The 17082-nt window shown below is 71.5% G+C and carries 17 protein-coding genes and 1 rRNA gene; 13 read left to right on the forward strand and 5 right to left on the reverse strand.

Annotation, left to right across the window (positions count from 1 at the left end):
• A 5S ribosomal RNA gene (rrf, locus tag ACWEF6_RS33610) occupies positions 1-92 on the forward strand; the annotation flags it as partial.
• 81 nt (positions 93-173) lie between these two features.
• Here rrf and ACWEF6_RS33615 read toward each other — a convergent pair.
• Positions 174-620, reverse strand: a complete 447-nt coding sequence (locus ACWEF6_RS33615) for an Lrp/AsnC family transcriptional regulator (protein WP_449686630.1) — start codon at positions 618-620, stop codon at positions 174-176.
• Between the two features lie 111 nt (positions 621-731).
• Here ACWEF6_RS33615 and ACWEF6_RS33620 point away from each other — a divergent pair, with 111 nt between their 5' ends.
• From ACWEF6_RS33620 to ACWEF6_RS33640, 5 genes are all read left to right on the forward strand, one after another.
• Positions 732-1154: a rhodanese-like domain-containing protein gene (locus ACWEF6_RS33620; RefSeq protein WP_449686631.1), complete on the forward strand. Its 423-nt coding sequence runs from the start codon at positions 732-734 to the stop codon at positions 1152-1154.
• A 14-nt stretch (positions 1155-1168) separates the two neighbouring features.
• On the forward strand, positions 1169-1915 hold the full coding sequence (locus ACWEF6_RS33625) for a type 1 glutamine amidotransferase (RefSeq protein WP_310975767.1): 747 nt from the start codon (positions 1169-1171) through the stop codon (positions 1913-1915).
• Positions 1916-2009: 94 nt separating this feature from the next.
• Positions 2010-3143, forward strand: a complete 1134-nt coding sequence (locus ACWEF6_RS33630; protein WP_449686632.1) for an anion permease — start codon at positions 2010-2012, stop codon at positions 3141-3143.
• 29 nt (positions 3144-3172) lie between these two features.
• Entirely contained in the window at positions 3173-6148 is a 2976-nt protein-coding gene (locus tag ACWEF6_RS33635) for a bifunctional [glutamine synthetase] adenylyltransferase/[glutamine synthetase]-adenylyl-L-tyrosine phosphorylase (RefSeq protein ID WP_449686633.1), read from the forward strand.
• A 14-nt stretch (positions 6149-6162) separates the two neighbouring features.
• Positions 6163-6588 (forward strand): acyl-CoA thioesterase, encoded by a 426-nt coding sequence (locus tag ACWEF6_RS33640; RefSeq protein WP_449686634.1) that lies wholly within the window; start codon positions 6163-6165, stop codon positions 6586-6588.
• A 69-nt stretch (positions 6589-6657) separates the two neighbouring features.
• Here ACWEF6_RS33640 and glnA read toward each other — a convergent pair whose 3' ends face one another.
• Entirely contained in the window at positions 6658-8082 is a 1425-nt protein-coding gene (gene glnA, locus ACWEF6_RS33645) for a type I glutamate--ammonia ligase (protein ID WP_086850227.1), read from the reverse strand.
• Positions 8083-8351: 269 nt separating this feature from the next.
• Here glnA and ACWEF6_RS33650 point away from each other — a divergent pair, with 269 nt between their 5' ends.
• On the forward strand, positions 8352-8741 hold the full coding sequence (locus tag ACWEF6_RS33650; protein WP_449686655.1) for an RDD family protein: 390 nt from the start codon (positions 8352-8354) through the stop codon (positions 8739-8741).
• Between the two features lie 90 nt (positions 8742-8831).
• Here the strand turns inward: ACWEF6_RS33650 and ACWEF6_RS33655 are convergent, their stop codons facing one another.
• Positions 8832-9560, reverse strand: a complete 729-nt coding sequence (locus ACWEF6_RS33655) for a DUF4191 domain-containing protein (protein ID WP_449686635.1) — start codon at positions 9558-9560, stop codon at positions 8832-8834.
• Positions 9561-9616: 56 nt separating this feature from the next.
• On the opposite strand from ACWEF6_RS33655, the gene ACWEF6_RS33660 reads away from it, so the two are divergent.
• The 6 genes from ACWEF6_RS33660 (at position 9617) to ACWEF6_RS33685 (ending at position 14617) form a co-directional block, all read left to right on the forward strand.
• On the forward strand, positions 9617-11713 hold the full coding sequence (locus ACWEF6_RS33660; RefSeq protein WP_449686636.1) for an ATP-dependent DNA helicase UvrD2: 2097 nt from the start codon (positions 9617-9619) through the stop codon (positions 11711-11713).
• Between the two features lie 206 nt (positions 11714-11919).
• Positions 11920-12177: a hypothetical protein gene (locus ACWEF6_RS33665; RefSeq protein WP_449686637.1), complete on the forward strand. Its 258-nt coding sequence runs from the start codon at positions 11920-11922 to the stop codon at positions 12175-12177.
• A gap of 151 nt (positions 12178-12328) precedes the next feature.
• Positions 12329-12682, forward strand: a complete 354-nt coding sequence (locus ACWEF6_RS33670; protein ID WP_310975775.1) for a WhiB family transcriptional regulator — start codon at positions 12329-12331, stop codon at positions 12680-12682.
• Positions 12679-12933 carry a hypothetical protein gene (locus tag ACWEF6_RS33675; protein ID WP_449686638.1) on the forward strand — a complete coding sequence of 85 codons (255 nt, stop codon included), beginning with the start codon at positions 12679-12681 and terminating at the stop codon, positions 12931-12933. Before ACWEF6_RS33670 ends, ACWEF6_RS33675 begins: the two co-directional genes overlap by 4 nt.
• A 635-nt stretch (positions 12934-13568) precedes the next feature.
• A complete protein-coding gene (locus ACWEF6_RS33680; protein WP_449686639.1) occupies positions 13569-14435 on the forward strand; it encodes a class I SAM-dependent methyltransferase in 867 nt (288 codons plus the stop codon).
• On the forward strand, positions 14432-14617 hold the full coding sequence (locus ACWEF6_RS33685) for a hypothetical protein (RefSeq protein ID WP_449686640.1): 186 nt from the start codon (positions 14432-14434) through the stop codon (positions 14615-14617). The genes ACWEF6_RS33680 and ACWEF6_RS33685 overlap by 4 nt, the downstream gene beginning before the upstream one ends.
• A gap of 31 nt (positions 14618-14648) precedes the next feature.
• Here ACWEF6_RS33685 and ACWEF6_RS33690 read toward each other — a convergent pair whose 3' ends face one another.
• Together ACWEF6_RS33690 and ACWEF6_RS33695 are read right to left on the reverse strand one after the other, a co-directional pair.
• On the reverse strand, positions 14649-15536 hold the full coding sequence (locus ACWEF6_RS33690) for a hypothetical protein (protein WP_449686656.1): 888 nt from the start codon (positions 15534-15536) through the stop codon (positions 14649-14651).
• A 162-nt stretch (positions 15537-15698) separates the two neighbouring features.
• A complete protein-coding gene (locus ACWEF6_RS33695; protein ID WP_449686641.1) occupies positions 15699-17039 on the reverse strand; it encodes an ABC1 kinase family protein in 1341 nt (446 codons plus the stop codon).
• Positions 17040-17082: the final 43 nt, after the last annotated feature.

A 17082-nucleotide genomic window follows, 5' to 3' on the forward strand; every position in this document is an offset into this window, starting at 1 on the left:
CGCCCGGTCCCATTCCGAACCCGGAAGCTAAGCCTGACAGCGCCGATGGTACTGCAACCGAAGGGTTGTGGGAGAGTAGGACACCGCCGAACTTAACGTGAAGGAGAGGGCCTGGGCCCGGTCGAGACGAACAGTCTCCCGGCCCAGGCCCTTTTCTCATGCCCGGGACACGCTCAACTCGGCCGAGCCGGCGACCGCCGCCGCAACGGTGACGACAACACCAGCGACGTGCTCGTCTCCCCGTACCGCTGCACCTTCTCCAGCAGCTCCTCCAGCTCCGCGGTGTCCCGGCACAGCACACGCAGGACCCAGCACTCCTCACCCGTCACGTGATCCGCGGCCACCACCTGCGGCAGCGGCAGCACCGCCGACCGGAACCGCGGCGTGTCGAGGCTCCGCACCCGCGCCCGGACCAACGCCTCGATCGGCAGCCCCAGCTTCGTCGTGTCCACGCTCGCCGCGTAGCCCGTGATCACTCCACGCTCCTCGAGACGGCGGACCCGCTCCGTCACCGCCGAGCCGGACAGTGCCACACGGCGACCCAGCTCCGAGAAACTCAGCCGGCCGTCCTCCTGGAGGAGCTCCAGCAGGCGCCAGTCGACGTCGTCGAGGTGGTCCACCGCAACTCTCCCGGGTTCGCAGGGCCAGAACAGGGAAATCCCCGGCCAGGCCGGGCTTCCACGCCGATTCTGCCCTGTCCGGAAACCCGCTGTGCCAGCAGGATTTACCCCATGACGCGCACACTCGCCTTCCCCGCCGCCGCACCCGAGGCCGCCGCCGCGCACTTCGCGGCCGAGCTCGGCTTCGAGGTCGATCCCGACGACCTGGTCCAGGACCTCGAAGCCGGCCGCACCGACGGCTACGTCGTCGTCGAGACCCGGGCGCCCGAAGCCTTCGCCCACGCCCGCATCCCCGGCGCGATCAACCTGCCCTACCGGGACCTGACACCGGAAAGCACGCAACACCTCGATCGCGACCTCGTGTACGTCTGCTACTGCGAAAGCTCCGTCTGCAACGCCGCCACCAAGGGCGCACTCAAGCTCGCCCAGCTCGGCTTCAAGGTGAAACGGCTCTCCGGCGGCATCACCGCCTGGATCGCCGCCGGCTACCCGGTCGAAGGCGACAAAGCCCCGGCCATCCGCTGCGCCTGCTGACCTACCCTGGACACGTGACCCGAATCCTGATCATCCAGCCGGACACGTCGGACCCGCTGGGCCCCCTCGGCGACTGGCTGACCGAGGCCGGCGCGGAACTCGACGTCCGCCTGCAGCCGGAGCAAGACCTGCCCGAGCTCGACGGCTACCAGGCCGTCGTCTGCCTCGGCGGCGGCATGGGCGCCGAGGACGACGCCAAGCACCCGTGGCTTGCCGACGTCCGGCGGCTGCTGGCCAAGGCCGCCGCGAAGAACCTGCCCACCCTGGGCATCTGCCTCGGCTCGCAGCTGCTGGCCGTCGCCACCGGGGGCCGCGTCGAGGTCGCCCCGGACGGGCCGGAGGTCGGTCCGCACCTCGTCAGCAAGAAGGACGCGGCGTGGACCGACCCGCTGTTCGCCGACCTGCCGCTCGTGCAGGACGTCCTCCAGTTCCACACCGACGCCATCACCCGGCTCCCACCCGGCGCCGAGCTGCTCGCGTCCTCCCCGCGCTACGCCCACCAGGCCTACCGGCTCGGGCGTTGTGTCTACGGTGTCCAGTTCCACATCGAGACGACGCCCGAAGTCGTCGAGAGCTGGGCCGCGGAATGCCCCGAGGAAGCCGAATTCGCCCGGCCCGGCTCGCTCGAGCACGACTCGCTAGTCACCGTGCACGCCGACATCGAGGAGACCTGGCGCCCGTTCGCACAGCGGTTCGTCAAGCTGGCCGCCGGAGAACTCGAGCCCGCGCTGACGAGTCAACGGACGTTACCGCTGGCTTAACGACAGAGGTCACAACCAGCAACGTCCTGTTAACGCCAGGCGTACCCGTCAGGTACCTTGCGGGAGAAGTCCCCACAAGGGTGCGGAGGTCGGGGTGCAACCCTCGTTGCTGGTCGTGGTCGTCGTCGTCACGGCCCTCATTTTCGATTTCACGAACGGGTTCCACGACACCGCGAACTCGATGGCCACGTCGATCGCCACCGGGGCGCTCAAGCCCCGCGTGGCCGTCGCGATCTCGGCGGTGCTGAACCTGGTCGGCGCGTTCCTCTCCGTCGAAGTCGCCAAGACGATCTCCAGCGGCCTGGTGGACGACACCAAGATCGGCCCGGCGATCGTCTTCGGGGGGCTGATCGGCGCGATCGTCTGGAACCTCGTGACGTGGTTCGTCGGCCTGCCGTCGAGTTCGTCGCACGCGCTGTTCGGCGGCCTGATCGGTGCCACCTGGATCTCCGCGGGGGCCGACTCGGTCCACTTCGGAAAGATCGTCGAGAAGGTCCTGCTCCCGGCCGCGGCCAGCCCGGTCATCGCCGGGCTCGTCGCGATGACCGCCACCTACCTCGTCTACCGCTTCCTGGTTCGCGGCCGGCCCGCCACCCGCGGGTTCAAGGTCGGCCAGATCGTCTCGGCGTCCCTGGTCTCGCTCGCGCACGGCACCAACGACGCGCAGAAGACGATGGGCGTCATCACGCTCACCCTCGTCACTGCGGGCAGCCTCCCCGCGGGCGCGTCGCCGCCCATCTGGGTGATCATCAGCGCCGCGTGCGCGCTCGCGCTCGGCACCTACCTCGGCGGCTGGCGCATCACCCACACCCTGGGCAAGGGCCTCACCGACATCGAGGGCCCGCAGGGCTTCGCCGCCCAGACGAGCTCGGCGCTGGTCATCCTGGTCTCGTCGCGGCTGGGCTTCCCGCTGTCGACGACGCACGTCTGCTCCGGCGGGATCGTCGGCTCCGGCGTCGGCCGCCGGGACGCGCCGGTCCGCTGGCGGATGGCCGGCCGGATGGTCGTCGCCTGGCTGTTCACGCTGCCGGCCGCCGCGATCGTCGGCGCGATCTCCGGCAAGATCGCCTCGCTCGGCAACGCCGGCACCATCGCCGTGGGCGTCGCCGGGGCCGGCGTCGGCCTCGGCATCTACCTGCTTTCGCGACGCCACCCCGTCACCGCGCACAGCTTCCAGGTGCCCGAGCCGACGCCCGCCGGGACCGAGCCGGGCCGGCTCGCCGCCTGAGCCGCGTTCCCCGGCTACGGTGGTCGGTGATGGCAGACCGCGCGCGAACGACCGCTTCGGCGGCGAGGTACGGCTTCACCGACTCCCGTGCCGAGGGTCAGTTGCGCGCGGCCGGCTGGTGGGCCGACGCCGGCCCGGTCGAGGCGGCCGCCGACGTGCTCGCGGCGTTGTCCCGCACCGCCGACCCGGACCTCGCGCTGCGCGGCCTGGACCGGATCCGCGAGGCCGACGCCGCCGAGTGGGCCGAGCTCGAAGCGCAGCTCCGCGGCCATCGCACCTTCCGCGGGCGGTTCCTCAGCGTGCTCGGGACGTCGAGCGCGCTGGCCGACTTCCTCGCCGCGAACCCGGAGCAGTGGCGCTCGCTCACCGGCGACAAGTGCACCGACTCCGCCTGCTACCGCGAGGCCCTGCGCACGGCACTCCTGGACGACGACGGTTCCGTGCTCACCGGGCTCAAAGCCGAGCAGGCCCTCAAGATCGCCTACCGCGGCCAGCTGCTCGGCATCGCCGCCGCCGACCTCGGGCACGTCGTCGAGGCCGGGCTCGAGCACCCGGGCTACGCCGAGGTCGCGGCGCAGCTGACCGTGCTCGCGGAGGCCGCGCTCGCGGCCGGGCTGGTCGTCGCCGAGGCCGAAGCCGGCGCGTCCGCCGAAGGCACCCTGGCGGTCATCGCGATGGGCAAGACCGGCGGCCGGGAGCTCAACTACGTCAGCGACGTCGACGTCATCTTCGTCGGCGAAGGCGACCTCGGCCTCGCGACGCGGCTGGCGAGCACGATGATGCGGGTCGTCGGCAAGGCGTGCTTCGAGGTCGACGCGGCGCTGCGCCCCGAGGGCAAGGCCGGCGCGCTCGTCCGCACGCTGGACGGCCACCACGGTTACTACCAGAAGTGGGCCAAGACCTGGGAGTTCCAGGCGCTGCTCAAGGCGCGGCCGGTGGCGGGCGACGCCGAGCTCGGCCGCCAGTACGCCGAGATGGTGGCGCCGCTGGTGTGGTCGGCGGCCGACCGGGAGAACTTCGTCGCCGAGGTGCAGCAGATGCGCCGCCGGGTCGAGGGGCACGTGCCGTCCGAGCACGCCGACCGCGAGCTGAAGCTGGGCCGCGGCGGCCTGCGTGACGTCGAGTTCGCGGTGCAGCTGCTGCAGCTCGTGCACGGCCGGGTCGACGCGGACCTGCGTTCACCGTCCACGATGGACGCGCTCGAGGCGCTCGGCGAAGGCGGCTACGTCGGCCGTCAGGACGCCGCCGAGCTGGGCGCGTCGTACGAGTTCCTGCGGATGATCGAGCACCGGCTGCAGCTGCGGCGGCTGCGCCGGACCCACCTGTTCCCGGCGCCCGCGGACACCGACGAGCTGCGGATCATCGCCCGCTCCAGCGGGATCAAGGCGAGCGGCGGCAAGACCCAGGGCGAGGCGCTGCTCGCGGAGTTCCGGCGGCACGGCAAGGGCATCCGGCGCCTGCACGAGAAGATCTTCTACCGGCCGCTGCTGCAGTCGGTGGCGAACGTGCCGGCCGAGGCGCTGCGCCTGACCACGAAGCAGGCCGCCAGCCGCCTGGCCGCGCTCGGCTACACCGCACCCGACGGCGCGCTCCAGCACATCAAGACCCTGACCGCGGGCGTCTCGCGCCGCGCGGCGATCCAGCAGGCGCTGCTGCCGGTGCTGCTCGACCTCTTCGCCGACACCCCGGACCCCGACGGTGGCCTGCTGTCGTACCGGAAGGTGTCCGAGGCGCTCGAAGAAACCCCGTGGTACCTGCGGGTCCTGCGCGACGAAGGCACGGTCGTGGAGAACCTCGCCTTCCTGCTGGGCACGTCCCGGCTGGTGCCGGACCTGCTGGTCCGCGCGCCGGAGGTGCTGCAGCTGCTCGGCGACCCGGCCCGCCTGCTGGGCCGCACGCCCGCCGAGGTGGCGACGTCGCTGCGGGCCGCCGTCCGGCGCCAGCCCGGGCTGAACGCGGCCATCGCCGCCGCGCGTTCCCTGCGGCGGCACGAACTCCTGCGCGTCGCCTGCGCGGACCTGCTCGGGCTGCTCGACGTGCCGGCGGTCTGCGAAGCGCTGTCTTCGGTGTGGGTCGCGGTACTGCAGGGCGCTCTGGCCTCGGCGTTCCGCCAGCGGCAGGCCGAGCTCGGCCGGACGCCGGCGCGCATCGCCGTCATCGGCATGGGCCGGCTCGGCGGCGCCGAACTCGGCTACGGCTCCGACGCCGACGTGCTCTTCGTGTGCGAGCCGTCCGAAGGGGTCTCGGACTCCGACGCCGTGAAGTTCGCTTCGTCGGTCGCGGAGACCGTCCGGAAGATGCTGGGCGCGCCGAGCTCGGACCCCGCGCTGGAGGTCGACGCCGACCTGCGCCCGGAGGGCCGGAGCGGGCCGCTGGTCCGCACGCTGGAGTCCTACCGCGCGTACTACGCGAGGTGGGGCGAGGTGTGGGAGGCACAGGCGCTGCTGCGCGCCCGGTTCATCGCGGGCGACGACGACCTCGGCGACCGTTTCATCGCGATGATCGACCCGATCCGCTACCCCGAAGGCGGCCTGGACGCGACGAAGGCGCGCGAAATCCGCCGCATCAAGGCGCGGGTGGAGACGGAGCGAATGCCGCGCGGCGCCGACGCGACGTTGCACACGAAGCTCGGCCGCGGCGGCCTCGCGGACGTCGAGTGGACGGTGCAGCTCCTGCAGCTCCAGCACGCCCACGAGGTCGAGGGGTTGCGGACGACGTCGACGCTCGACGCGCTGGCGGTGCTCCCGGAGGCGGGCCTGGCCGAGCAGCCCGAAGCGGACTCGCTGGCCGAGGCGTGGCTGCTGGCGACCCGCGTGCGCAACGCGGGGATGCTGGTGCGCGGCAAGGCGGTCGACCAGGTGCCGGGCTCGGGCCGCGACCTGGCGGCGGTGGCCCGCGTCCTCGGCCACTCGGCGGGCGACGACCCCGGCGAGTTCCTCGACACGTACCGCCGCATCACCAGGCGGGCGCACGCGGTGGTGGAGCACCTGTTCTACGAAGCCTGACCTACAGTGGCCTGGTGACCGATCGCGAGCCGTTCCGGACCCGGATCAAGGTCCGGCACTACGAGCTGGACACCCTGGGCCACCTCAACCACGCCGTGTACCACTCGTACGGCGAGGTATCCCGCTTGGAACTCCTCGAAGCGGCGGGCGCGCTGAAGGGGCTGCCGGGCCTGGCTTCGGTGCTCTTGGAGACCCACGTGGTGTTCCGCCGCGAGCTGCGCGCGGGCGACGAGGTCGACGTGACGTGCGAAGTCAAGTTCGGCAGCGGCAAGACGTTCAGAATGGATTCCAACATCCTCAAGCCGGACGGCACGCTGGCCGCGGAGATCACCTGCACGCTGGGGTTGATGGACCTGGAGCGCCGCAAGCTGGTGGCGGACCCGCGCGGCCACTATGAAGCGGCGGGCGCGGACATGAAGCTGCTGTCGCCGTCGGAGTGAGACGAGAAACGCCGGTGGCGAGGGCTTTTCGCTCCTCGCCACCGGCGTGTCCGTGGGCGTCCTAGCCGATCACACGTCGTAGTACAGGGCGAACTCGTACGGGTGGGGGCGCAGGCGCAGCGGGTCGATCTCGTTTTCGCGCTTGTACGAGATCCACGTCTCGATCACGTCGGGGGTGAACACGCCGCCCTCGAGGAGGTAGTCGTGGTCCGCTTCCAGGGTGTCGAGGACCGTGCCGAGGTCGCCCGGGACGAGCTTGACGTCCTTGGCCTCCTCGGGCGGGAGCTCGTAGAGGTCCTTGTCGATCGGCTCCGGGGGCTCGATCTTGTTCCGGATGCCGTCGAGGCCGGCCATCATCATCGCCGAGAACGCCAGGTACGGGTTGCCCGACGAGTCCGGGCAGCGGAACTCGGCGCGCTTGGCCTTCGGGTTGTTGCCCGTGATCGGGATGCGGACGCACGCCGAGCGGTTGCGCTGCGAGTAGACCAGCGAAACCGGGGCCTCGAAGCCCGGGACCAGGCGGTGGTAGGAGTTCACCGTCGGGTTCGTGAAGGCCAGCAGGCTCGGGGCGTGCTTGAGCAGGCCGCCGATGTAGTGGCGCGCGGTGTCCGACAGGCCGGCGTAGCCCGACTCGTCGTGGAACAGTGGCTGGCCGTCCTTCCACAGCGACTGGTGGCAGTGCATGCCCGAGCCGTTGTCGCCGGCGAGGGGCTTCGGCATGAACGTCGCCGTCTTGCCCGCCGCGAACACCGTGTTCTTCACGATGTACTTGAACAGCTGCAGGTCGTCCGCCGCGTGCAGCAGCGTGTTGAACTTATAGTTGATCTCGGTCTGGCCGGCGGTGCCCACCTCGTGGTGCGCGCGCTCGATCTCGAAACCGGAGCCCTGCAGGTTGCGGACGATGTCGTCGCGCAGGTCGGCGAAGTGGTCGACCGGCGGGACGGGGAAGTAGCCGCCCTTGAACTTCGTCTTGTAGCCCTGGTTGCCGCCCACCTCGTCGGCGCCGGTGTTCCACCAGCCTTCGATCGAGTCGATCTCGTGGAAGGAGGCGTGCTCGGCGGAGTCGAAGCGGACCGAGTCGAAGATGTAGAACTCGGCTTCGGGACCGAAGTAGACGTTGTCGGCGACGCCGTACTCGGAGATGTACTGCTCGGCCTTGCGCGCGATGTTGCGCGGGTCGCGGCTGTACGCCTCCCGGGTGAACGGGTCGTGCACGAAGAAGTTGAGGGCCAGCGTCTTCGCCTTGCGGAACGGGTCGATCCGCGCGGTGGCCGCGTCCGGCAGCAGCAGCATGTCGGACTCGTGGATGGACTGGAAGCCGCGCACCGAGGAGCCGTCGAACGCGAGACCCTCTTCGAAGGCCTCTTCGGTGAAGGCCTTCGCGGGAACCGTGAAGTGCTGCATCACGCCGGGCAGGTCGCAGAACTGGACGTCGATGACCTCGACGTCCTCATCGGCGATGAGGCGCTGGATGTCGTCTGGAGTAGTGGGCACCCTCGGTGACTCCTTCTCGTTCGAGCTCGTACGGCAGTGCTCTCTTCGGCTCACGCTAAAAGTGCGGTGTTGCCCGACCGTCACCCGTATGTTTCGCCGGTGTTAACGGGTGGTCGATATCGGGTATCCGACCAGGTCGGATGTGCTCCACGCCACCGGCATACCCTGGACGGGTGGCGAGATGGACCGGTGAATGGCTGCCCGGCACCGGCGACGGTGGTCCGGGTACTGATCAACACGGCTCGCGGTGGCCGGGCGAGAAGTTCGGTTTGCCGGAATCGGGCGTCGGCTCGGCGGCGAGCGGGGGCGCGCGGCTGCTCGGGCTGATCGTCGACCTCGTGGTGGCGGCCCTGGTCACGGCCATCTTCCTGCACCCGAGCCTGCAGGACCCGGCCGCGATGCAGCAGTTCAACCTCTGGTCCGGCGGCGTCTGGGCGGTCATCTCGGTCGTCTCGGCCGGCTTCTTCGGCTTCACGCCGGGGATGGCCGTCGTCGGCATCCGCGTCGCCCGGCTCGACGGCGCCGCGCTGGTCGGCCCGCTGCGCGCGCTGGTCCGGGCCGCGCTGACGTTCGTGCTCATCCCGGCGGCGGTCCGCAACGCCGACGGCCGCAGCTGGCTCGACCGGCTGACCGGCACCGTGGTCATCCGGATGCGCTGAGGGCCGCGACCCCGAGCGGCACCGGCGGCCGGGCGCATGTGAAAAGGCCCCCACCCGGGATCCGGGCGGGGGCCTTCTCGTACGCGGGGGTCAGCGGCGGCGGATCGTCCGCTGGACGTTGCGCATCTTCGCGCCGGCCGGCATCGGGCCCTTCGGCAGGGCCGCGCCGCGGTTGCCGAGGGCGGCCAGCTTCGCTTCGAGCGCGTCGACCTGGGCCGGCTTGAGGTTGCGGGGCAGCTTCATCAGGTAGCCCTGGAGCTTCTTCAGCGGGAGCTGGCCCTCGTCGTGGCCGATCGTCACGTCGTAGATCGGCGTGTCGCCGATCAGGCGGGAGACGCGCTTCTTCTCCTGGGCGAGCAGCGTCTTCACGCGGTGCGGCGCGCCTTCGGCGACCAGCACGACGCCGGGGCCGCCGAGGACCCGGTGCACCGCGTCGAGCTGGGTGGTCGCCGCCACGGTCGGCGTCACCTTCCAGCGGCCGCGCAGGTTCTCCAGTGCCCACGCCGCAGCGCCGGGCTGGCCGTCGGCCTTCGAGTAGACCGTCTTCTGGACGCGCCGGCCGAAGATGATCATGGCGAGCAGGGCGCCGAGGACCAGGCCCAGCGGCAGCAGCACCCACTGCGCGTCGAAGAAGAACCCGATGCCGAACGCCACGCCGGCGACGACGACGATCGCCCCGACCATCCACGGGATGAGCCAGGGGTCTTCCTTGCGCTGCATCTTGAAGGCCTCGAAGAGCTGGCCACGGCGTGCCTTGCTCGCCGCGCGCTTCTCCTTCTTGGCCTGCTTGGCCGCTTCCTTGTCCTGCTTACCCGCCATATGACCAGGATACGGCCGCGTGCCCCTGCCCCGTTTCCCCGTCCCCCTCTGCGAGGATGCCGGACGTGACCGGCGTACTTTCACCCAGGAGCCTGAACCGTCTGCTCGATGGCCTCGACCCCGAGCAGCGCGCCGCCGCCAGTGCCCCACGGGGGCCGGTCTGCGTGCTCGCCGGCGCCGGCACGGGCAAGACCCGCACGATCACCCACCGGATCGCCCACCTCGTCCGGTCCGGGCACGTTTCCGCCGGTCAGGTCCTCGCCGTCACCTTCACGACGCGCGCCGCGGGGGAGATGCGGACCCGGCTGCGCGGCCTCGGCGTCGACGCGGCGCAGGCGCTGACGTTCCACGCCGCCGCCCGCCGCCAGCTCCGGTACTTCTGGCCGCGCGTGGTCGGGGACCGGCCGTGGGACCTGCTGGAGAACAAGCTGCGGTACGTCGGCCAGGCCGCGAACCGGGCCAAGCTCGGCACCGAGGTCGAAGTCCTGCGCGACCTGGCGAGCGAGATCGAGTGGGCGAAGGCGTCGCTGATCAGCCCGGACGACTACCCGGCCGTCACCGCGCGCGCCCAGCGCGACATCCCGGCGCCGGCGGCGCAGGTCGCCGAGGTCTACCGGAGCTACGAGGAGCTGAAGAACACCGCGCAGGTGCTCGACTTCGACGACCTCCTGCTGCACACGACCGCGGTGCTCGAGGAGCACGGCGCCGTCGCCGAGGAGTTCCGGGACCGCTACCGCTGCTTCGTCGTCGACGAGTACCAGGACGTCACGCCGCTGCAGCAGCGCCTGCTCGACGCGTGGCTCGGCGGCCGCGACGACCTGACCGTCGTCGGCGACGCCAACCAGACCATCTACTCCTTCGGCGGCGCGTCGCCGCGGCCGCTGCTGGAGTTCACGCGGCGCTACCCGGACGCCACCGTCGTCCGCCTCGAACGCGACTACCGGTCGACGCCCGAGGTCGTCGCGCTGGCCAACCGCGTGATCGGCGCGGCGCGGGGCCGGCCGGCGGGCTCGCGGCTGAAGCTGATCGGGCAGCGGCCGCCGGGACCGGAGCCGCGCTTCGCCGAGTTCGACGACGAGGCGGTCGAGGCCGGCGCGGTCGCGCGCCGGGTGCGCGAGCTGCTCGACGGCGGTGTGTCGGCGAGCGAGATCGCGGTCCTCTACCGGATCAACGCCCAGTCGGAGGCCTACGAGTCGGCGCTGGCCGACGCCGGCATCCCGTACCTGGTCCGCGGCGGCGAGCGGTTCTTCAACCGGACGGAGGTCCGGCAGGCGATGTCCGCGCTGCGGGCGGCGAGCGGCGACGTCAGTTCCGACCTGGTCACGACGGTGCGGTCGGTGCTCGCGCGGGTCGGCCTGACCGAGTCGCCGCCGGCGGGTGGCGCGGCGAAGGAACGCTGGGACGCGCTGCTGGCGATCGTCGAGCTGGCCGAGGAGCTCGCCTCGACGGTCGAGGACGCCGACCTGCCCCGGTTCAACGCCGAGCTCGACCAGCGCGCCGCGGCCCAGCACCCGCCGACGGTCGAGGGCGTGACGCTGGCGTCGCTGCACGCGGCGAAGGGCCTGGAGTGGGACGCGGTGTTCCTGGTCGGCCTGGCCGAGGGCACGATGCCGATCCTGCACGCCGACGGCGACGAAGCGGCGATCGAGGAGGAGCGGCGGCTGTTCTACGTCGGCGTCACCCGGGCCCGCGAGCACCTGTGGCTGTCCTGGGCGCTGGCCCGCACGCCGGGCGCGCGGCGCAACCGGCGGCGCAGCCGGTTCCTCTACGGCCTGGTCCCGGAGGACCACCCGGCGGCCAGGGTGGCACGGTCCCAGCAGCAGAAGCCGTCGACGCCGGTCAAGACGCGCTGCCGCGTCTGCGGCGGGCCGCTGCTGGAGACCCTCGACGTCAAGCTGGGCCGCTGCGGGCGCTGCCCGTCCACAGTGGATGAGGACCTGCTGGAGCGGCTGAAGTCGTGGCGCGCCGACCGGGCGCGCGAGCTCAAGGTGCCGGCGTTCGTCGTCTTCACGGACGCGACGCTGATGGCCATCGCCGAGCAGCGCCCGGCCGACGAGGCGGCGCTGGTGTCGATCTCCGGCATCGGCGCGACGAAGCTCGAGCGCTTCGGCGCGGAGATCCTCGGCGTCGTCCGGGCCTCGACGGGTTCTTGACCGCGTCCGGACCATGATCGACGCGGCGAACCCGCTGCTCAGGGGCGATCTTCGTAACTTCGAGGATTTTCCCGTTAATTGAGTTGCACCGGTGTGGTGGAGAGCAATAACCTGCCAGTACCGAGCCCGAAGGGCTCGACTGGGGATCTACGGACAGCGCCGCTCGGCGGCCGCGTGTACAGAGTACAGAAGGAGGTGCCGGTGAAATGACCATCAACATGACGCTCACGAACCCGGGCACCCGTCTGTCCTGCGCCGCGGAAGTTGCGGCTGCTCAGCGCCCGGGCACCGATGTGTTCGCGAGCGCTCACGAGATCCGTGGCATGCGGCGCGTCTCGCGTCGTTGGGCCACCGGTGTCGTCGTCTTCGGGACGCAGGGCGTTGTCGCCGCGTACCCGCAGGCCGATCTGCCGACCATCAAGCAGTTCCGTGTTCCGTTGTCGATACGGGAGCGAAGTTCCTGACCTAGTCAGGACACGAGGCTCACGAAGGCCGCGGAACCGGAAAACCCGGATCCGCGGCCTTCGTGTTTTTGGCTGCACAACCCAAGAGGAACCAGCGTTGCCCAGCTCCAGCACTCAACCGAAAACCCGTACGACACAAGGAGGAACCCCCATGTCTTCGGCCATCGCCTACACCTCGGGTGAGGCAATATTCGCCGACCTGCTCGACCCGATCGACGTCCCCGACGTCGCGCTGCCCTGCCGTTCGGGCGACGCGGACCTGTGGTTCGCGGAGTCCCCGGCCGAGCTCGAGCGCGCCAAGGCGCAGTGCGCGGACTGCCCGGTCCGCGAGGCCTGCCTGGCGGGCGCCCTGGCCCGCCGCGAGCCCTGGGGCGTCTGGGGCGGCGAGATCTTCGAGCGCGGCGCGGTGATCGCGCGCAAGCGGCCCCGAGGCCGCCCGCGCAAGAACGCAGTCGAGCCCGCCGCGGCCAAGGCCGGCGGCGATCACCGGAGCGCCGCCGCATGAGCGTCGAACCGGTCACCACGAGGGATTACGAAGCCCACCCCCGCAGCGAGCAGCTGCAGCTGACGAAGACCGAGATCGAGGAGATCAGCGAGATGTTGCTTTACGAAGAACTGTCCAGGGCCCGAATACGGGACCTGGAGGAGGGGGTCCGCGCCCAGCGGGCCCGAGGTAGCGTCCGCGCCGCCCGGCGATGGTCGCGAGTGGCCCGGTGGGCTGCTCGTCGGGCTGAGCGGTATCAGGACCAGAGCTGAGCGCAGGCCCCTGCCGCCCCCTGTTTCGGGGGTGGTGGGGGCCTTCGCGCTTTTGGTGCGCGGTCTGGTGGGAGCGCACGGCTTGGCCAGGTAGTGGCTGGCGCGGCCCGGGGGGTGGTGCTGTGGGGCCCGACGGTCGGGGTCGCGTGGCGCGGTTTGGTCCGGCGGTTGGATCGGGCTGCGGCTTGACGGACGGGATCGCGCGGTGTGGTTCGCTCCGGCGGACGGCGTGGCGCGGTTTGGTCCGGCAGGTGGGTGGCGCGGTTTGGTCGGGCCGGTGGGTGGCGTGGCGCGGTTTGGTCCGGCGGGTGGGTGGCGTGGCGCGGTTCGGTCCGGCGGGCGGATGGTGCGGTGCGGTATGGCCCGGTGGGCGGATTGCGGGGCGCGGTTTGGGTCGGCGGGTGGCGCGGTTCCGCGGTGGTGCGCGGCTGGGCCGGAGGCGCGCCCGCAGTGAGTGGTCGCGCGCGGGCGGTTGTCGGTCCGGGGCGGGCTGAGGGGCGCGGCTGGGCCGGGCGCGTGGTCTCTGTGGTGTGGGTGGCGCTGCGCCGGGCGGGCGCGCTGGTGCGGCTTGGCCTCCTTCGGGTGGTCTCGTTGCGCGGTGCTCCGGGCGCGGGGTGCTGGTGTTGAATGGGGTGATGTCCGGACATTCCCACGGCGACATCGACTGGGCGGACCGCCTGGCTCAGTTGCGCATGGCCGATGCCCTTGATGCCGAGGCGCTCGGGCCCGTTGCTCGGCGGCTGGTCGGGTCCGTGGGGGCTCGGCCGACCGTTGTCGATGTCGGGTGTGGGGCCGGGGGGATGAGCGTGCTCTTCGCGCGTGCGCTTGCCCTCGGCTCCGGTGGGACCGTTGTGCTCTTCGATGCCACCTCCAAGCTGCTTGTCGAGGCCGAACGGGCCGTTGCCGAGGTGGCCGGGAACTCCGTTGAGGTGGTCAGCCTGCTCGGGGACCTCACCGATCCCGCTCTGGCCGTTCCCGCTGCCGATCTTGTCTGGGCGTCCGGGGTGGTGCACCACGTCGGTGATCAGCAAGCCGCCCTGCGGACGCTGGCCGGCTTGTTGCGGGCCGGTGGGGTGCTGGCCGTCTCCGAGGGTGGGCTCGAGATGCGGTGCCTTCCGTGGGAGCTGGGTGTCGGGCGGCCCGGGTTGGAGCAGCGGTTGCTCGCCGCCCGGGGGGCTTGGTTCGAACGGATGCGGGCCGGGGTTGCGGGCAGCGTCGGCATGCCCTACGGCTGGCCGCGGGCTCTTCGCGAAGCCGGGCTCGAGGATGTCGAATCCTTCGGTGCTCTCATCGATCACCCGATGCCCGGCTCGGACCTGCTGCGTGCGTACGTCGTCCAGCGCGTCGGGTGGCTTGCGGAGTCGGCCGGGGACTGGCTCGATGCCGATGACCTCGCCGCCGTGGCCGCGCTCACCGATCCGCGGAGCCCGGACTATCTCGGCCACCGGGACGATCTTTACCTGCTCGGCGCCAAGGCGATCCACTGTGGACGGTTGCGGTGAGCGCGCCGGAGCCGGTGGTGTGCACGCGGTGCGGGCGGGCTCGCGCGGCCGATGATGATCCGGCTACGGCGCTCGCCTGGGTGTCCACCCGTGAGCGGGGCGCGCTGCGGTGGCTCTGCCCGGACTGCGCCCGGCAGCATGTCCGGGACATCGAAGGCAAGCTGCCGGACGAGTACTGGTGATCACTTCGACCTCCTGAGCGTGGTGGCGGCATCAGGCCGCGTCACCGATCGGTGCCTGCGGGACTGCGCGGACCTTGGGGCGGGGTGTCCGGGACGCGTCGCCGTACGCCCTGGCCAGCTCCTGCGCCACTTCCTGGGGGACCTTCTGCAACTGCCGGACCGTGCAGCGGACCAGGACGATTCCCGTCGCCGCCAGGGCCAGGTGGCTGAAGCCTCCTCCGGGGCCCGGGGTGCAGCGGTACTGCCAGGCCAGGCCCAGCTCATCCCACCAAGCATCCGCCTCGCCGATGCGGCGGCCGCGGCGGTCGCAGATCGTCTGGTCCCAGCTCGGCGGCGGCAGCGGTACGTGGTCGAGGACGCGGGCGGCCAGGCCGTGGGCCTGGATCGGCCCCTCGTCGAGCTCGCGCAGCACCCTGCGGACCAACGCCGTGCCGCGCTGGGGGCCGGCCTCGAGCTCCGCCAGCAGCTCCTGGCGGTTGCAGAGGCCCCAATACAGCGGCAGCGTCAGCAGGTGCCGGATGCGGGCCGGGTCGGGTTCCGAGCGGGCCAGGTCCAGCGTCGCCCTCGCCGGCGGCGCGAACGGGAGGTCGTCGACCTCCACCGGGTCCGGCAACCGGGCCGTGCGCGCGAGGCGGACGCCTTCGCAGGCCACCACCCGGCAGTGGTGGGGCACCAGCAGGTGGATGTCGGTTTCCGCCGGGCACTTCACGCCGTGGGCCTGCAGGGCGTCGGCGCCGGTGATCACCACCCCGGGCCCGTATCGGACGATCGCGGCGTGCAGCAGCTGCTGCCGCGTCGGGGCCGTGTTGCGCAGCAGGACGACACCGGGGTGCAGGCGGCGCCACGGCCCTCCCGGACCGCAGAGCCGCCGGGTTCTTCGGTCGGATATGCCGGCTCGGCGTAACTGTTCGAGGTTCATCACCTCGCGCCCGCGCGGGTTACGAATGGTGAGCGGATCGGTGCACTGTGTAGCAGTCATACAAAGATCATGACCGCTCGGCCAACCGGGTGGAACCCCCTCCCCGCCGCCTGTGGACAACTCGACCTCAACCCGCCGTTCGAGGCCCACCCTGTGGACAACTCAGGCAGCGAACCCCGGCTGCCAGCGCTCGACGATGCCGCGGGCCGGGATCTCGGCGTCGAGCTGGCAGAGGATGCCCGTCGAGCCCGCCGTCACCCGGTGGATCATCAGGTACTCGGGCGGCAGGTTGAGCGAACGGCCGACCCGGAAGTCGTTGCCGCGGCTGTCGCCGACCCGTCCGGCCTGCTTCTGCATCCAACGCCGGGTGAAGTGGAACGTCGGCGCCGCCAGCGGCTCGGTGAACGGCGCGAGGTAGGCGAGCACTTCATCCGCGGTCAGGTCGCTGTCCGGCTTGATGAACCGGTTCTCCCGCAGCAGGCGCATCAGCTCGGCGGACTCGCCGTCCAGCGCCAGCCGCGTCATCTCGCCCAGGTGGCGGGGGATGCCTTCGGGCAACCGGGCCACCCCGCCGAAGTCGATGACGCACAGCCTGCCGTCTTCGGTGATCATGAAGTTGCCCGGATGCGGGTCCGAGTGCAGCAGGTGGACGCGCTCGGGCGACGAGTAGTGGAACTCCGCCAGCAACCGGCCCGCGAGGTTCCGGGTTTCGCGATCACCGTCCGCGATCACCTTCGACAGCGGGGTGCCATTCGCCCACTCCGTCACGACGACCTTCGGCGCGCTCGCCACCACCCGCGGCACCAGGATGCCGGGGTCGCCCTCGAACGCCTTCGCGAAGGCGCGCTGGTGCTGGGCCTCGGCCTGGTAGTCGAGCTCCTCGTTCATCCGCTCCGAGAGCTCGGCCAGCAGCGGCTTGACCTCGGTGCCGGGCACGAACGCCTGGAACAGCCTGCTGAACCGTTGCAACTGGCGCAGGTCGCTGCGCAGGGCCTCGTCGGCGCCCGGGTACTGCACCTTGACCGCGACCGCGCGACCGTCGTGCCAGACCGCGCGGTGCACCTGGCCGATGCTCGCGGCCGCCGCCGGCTCGTCGTCGAAGGACGCGAACCGGCTGCTCCAGGTGCGGCCCAGCTGCTCGGCGAGCACCCGGTGGGTCTGCCGGACCGACATCGGCGGCGCGGCGGCCTGCAGCTTCGTCAGCGCCTCGCGGTACGGCTTCGCCATGTCGTCCGGGACCGCCGCTTCGAACACGCTCAGCGCCTGGCCGAACTTCATCGCGCCGCCCTTGAGCGTGCCGAGCACCTCGAACAGCTGCTCGGCGGCCTTCGCCGACAGCGTCGCGTTCACCTGTTCCGCGCTCTGACCCGCGAGCCGCTTGCCCCAGCCGCCGACTGCCCGGCCGGCGATGCCGAGCGGGAGACTGGCGAGCTTGGCGGTACGGGCGGCACCCTTGCGCGGCATCGCGGTGTCACGATCGGCTGGGTCGCGGAAGTCGGTCACACCCGCGATTCTGCCCTGCGGTCTCGGCCACGCGCAGCCTGCG

Source organism: Amycolatopsis sp. NPDC004772 (genome assembly GCF_053601215.1).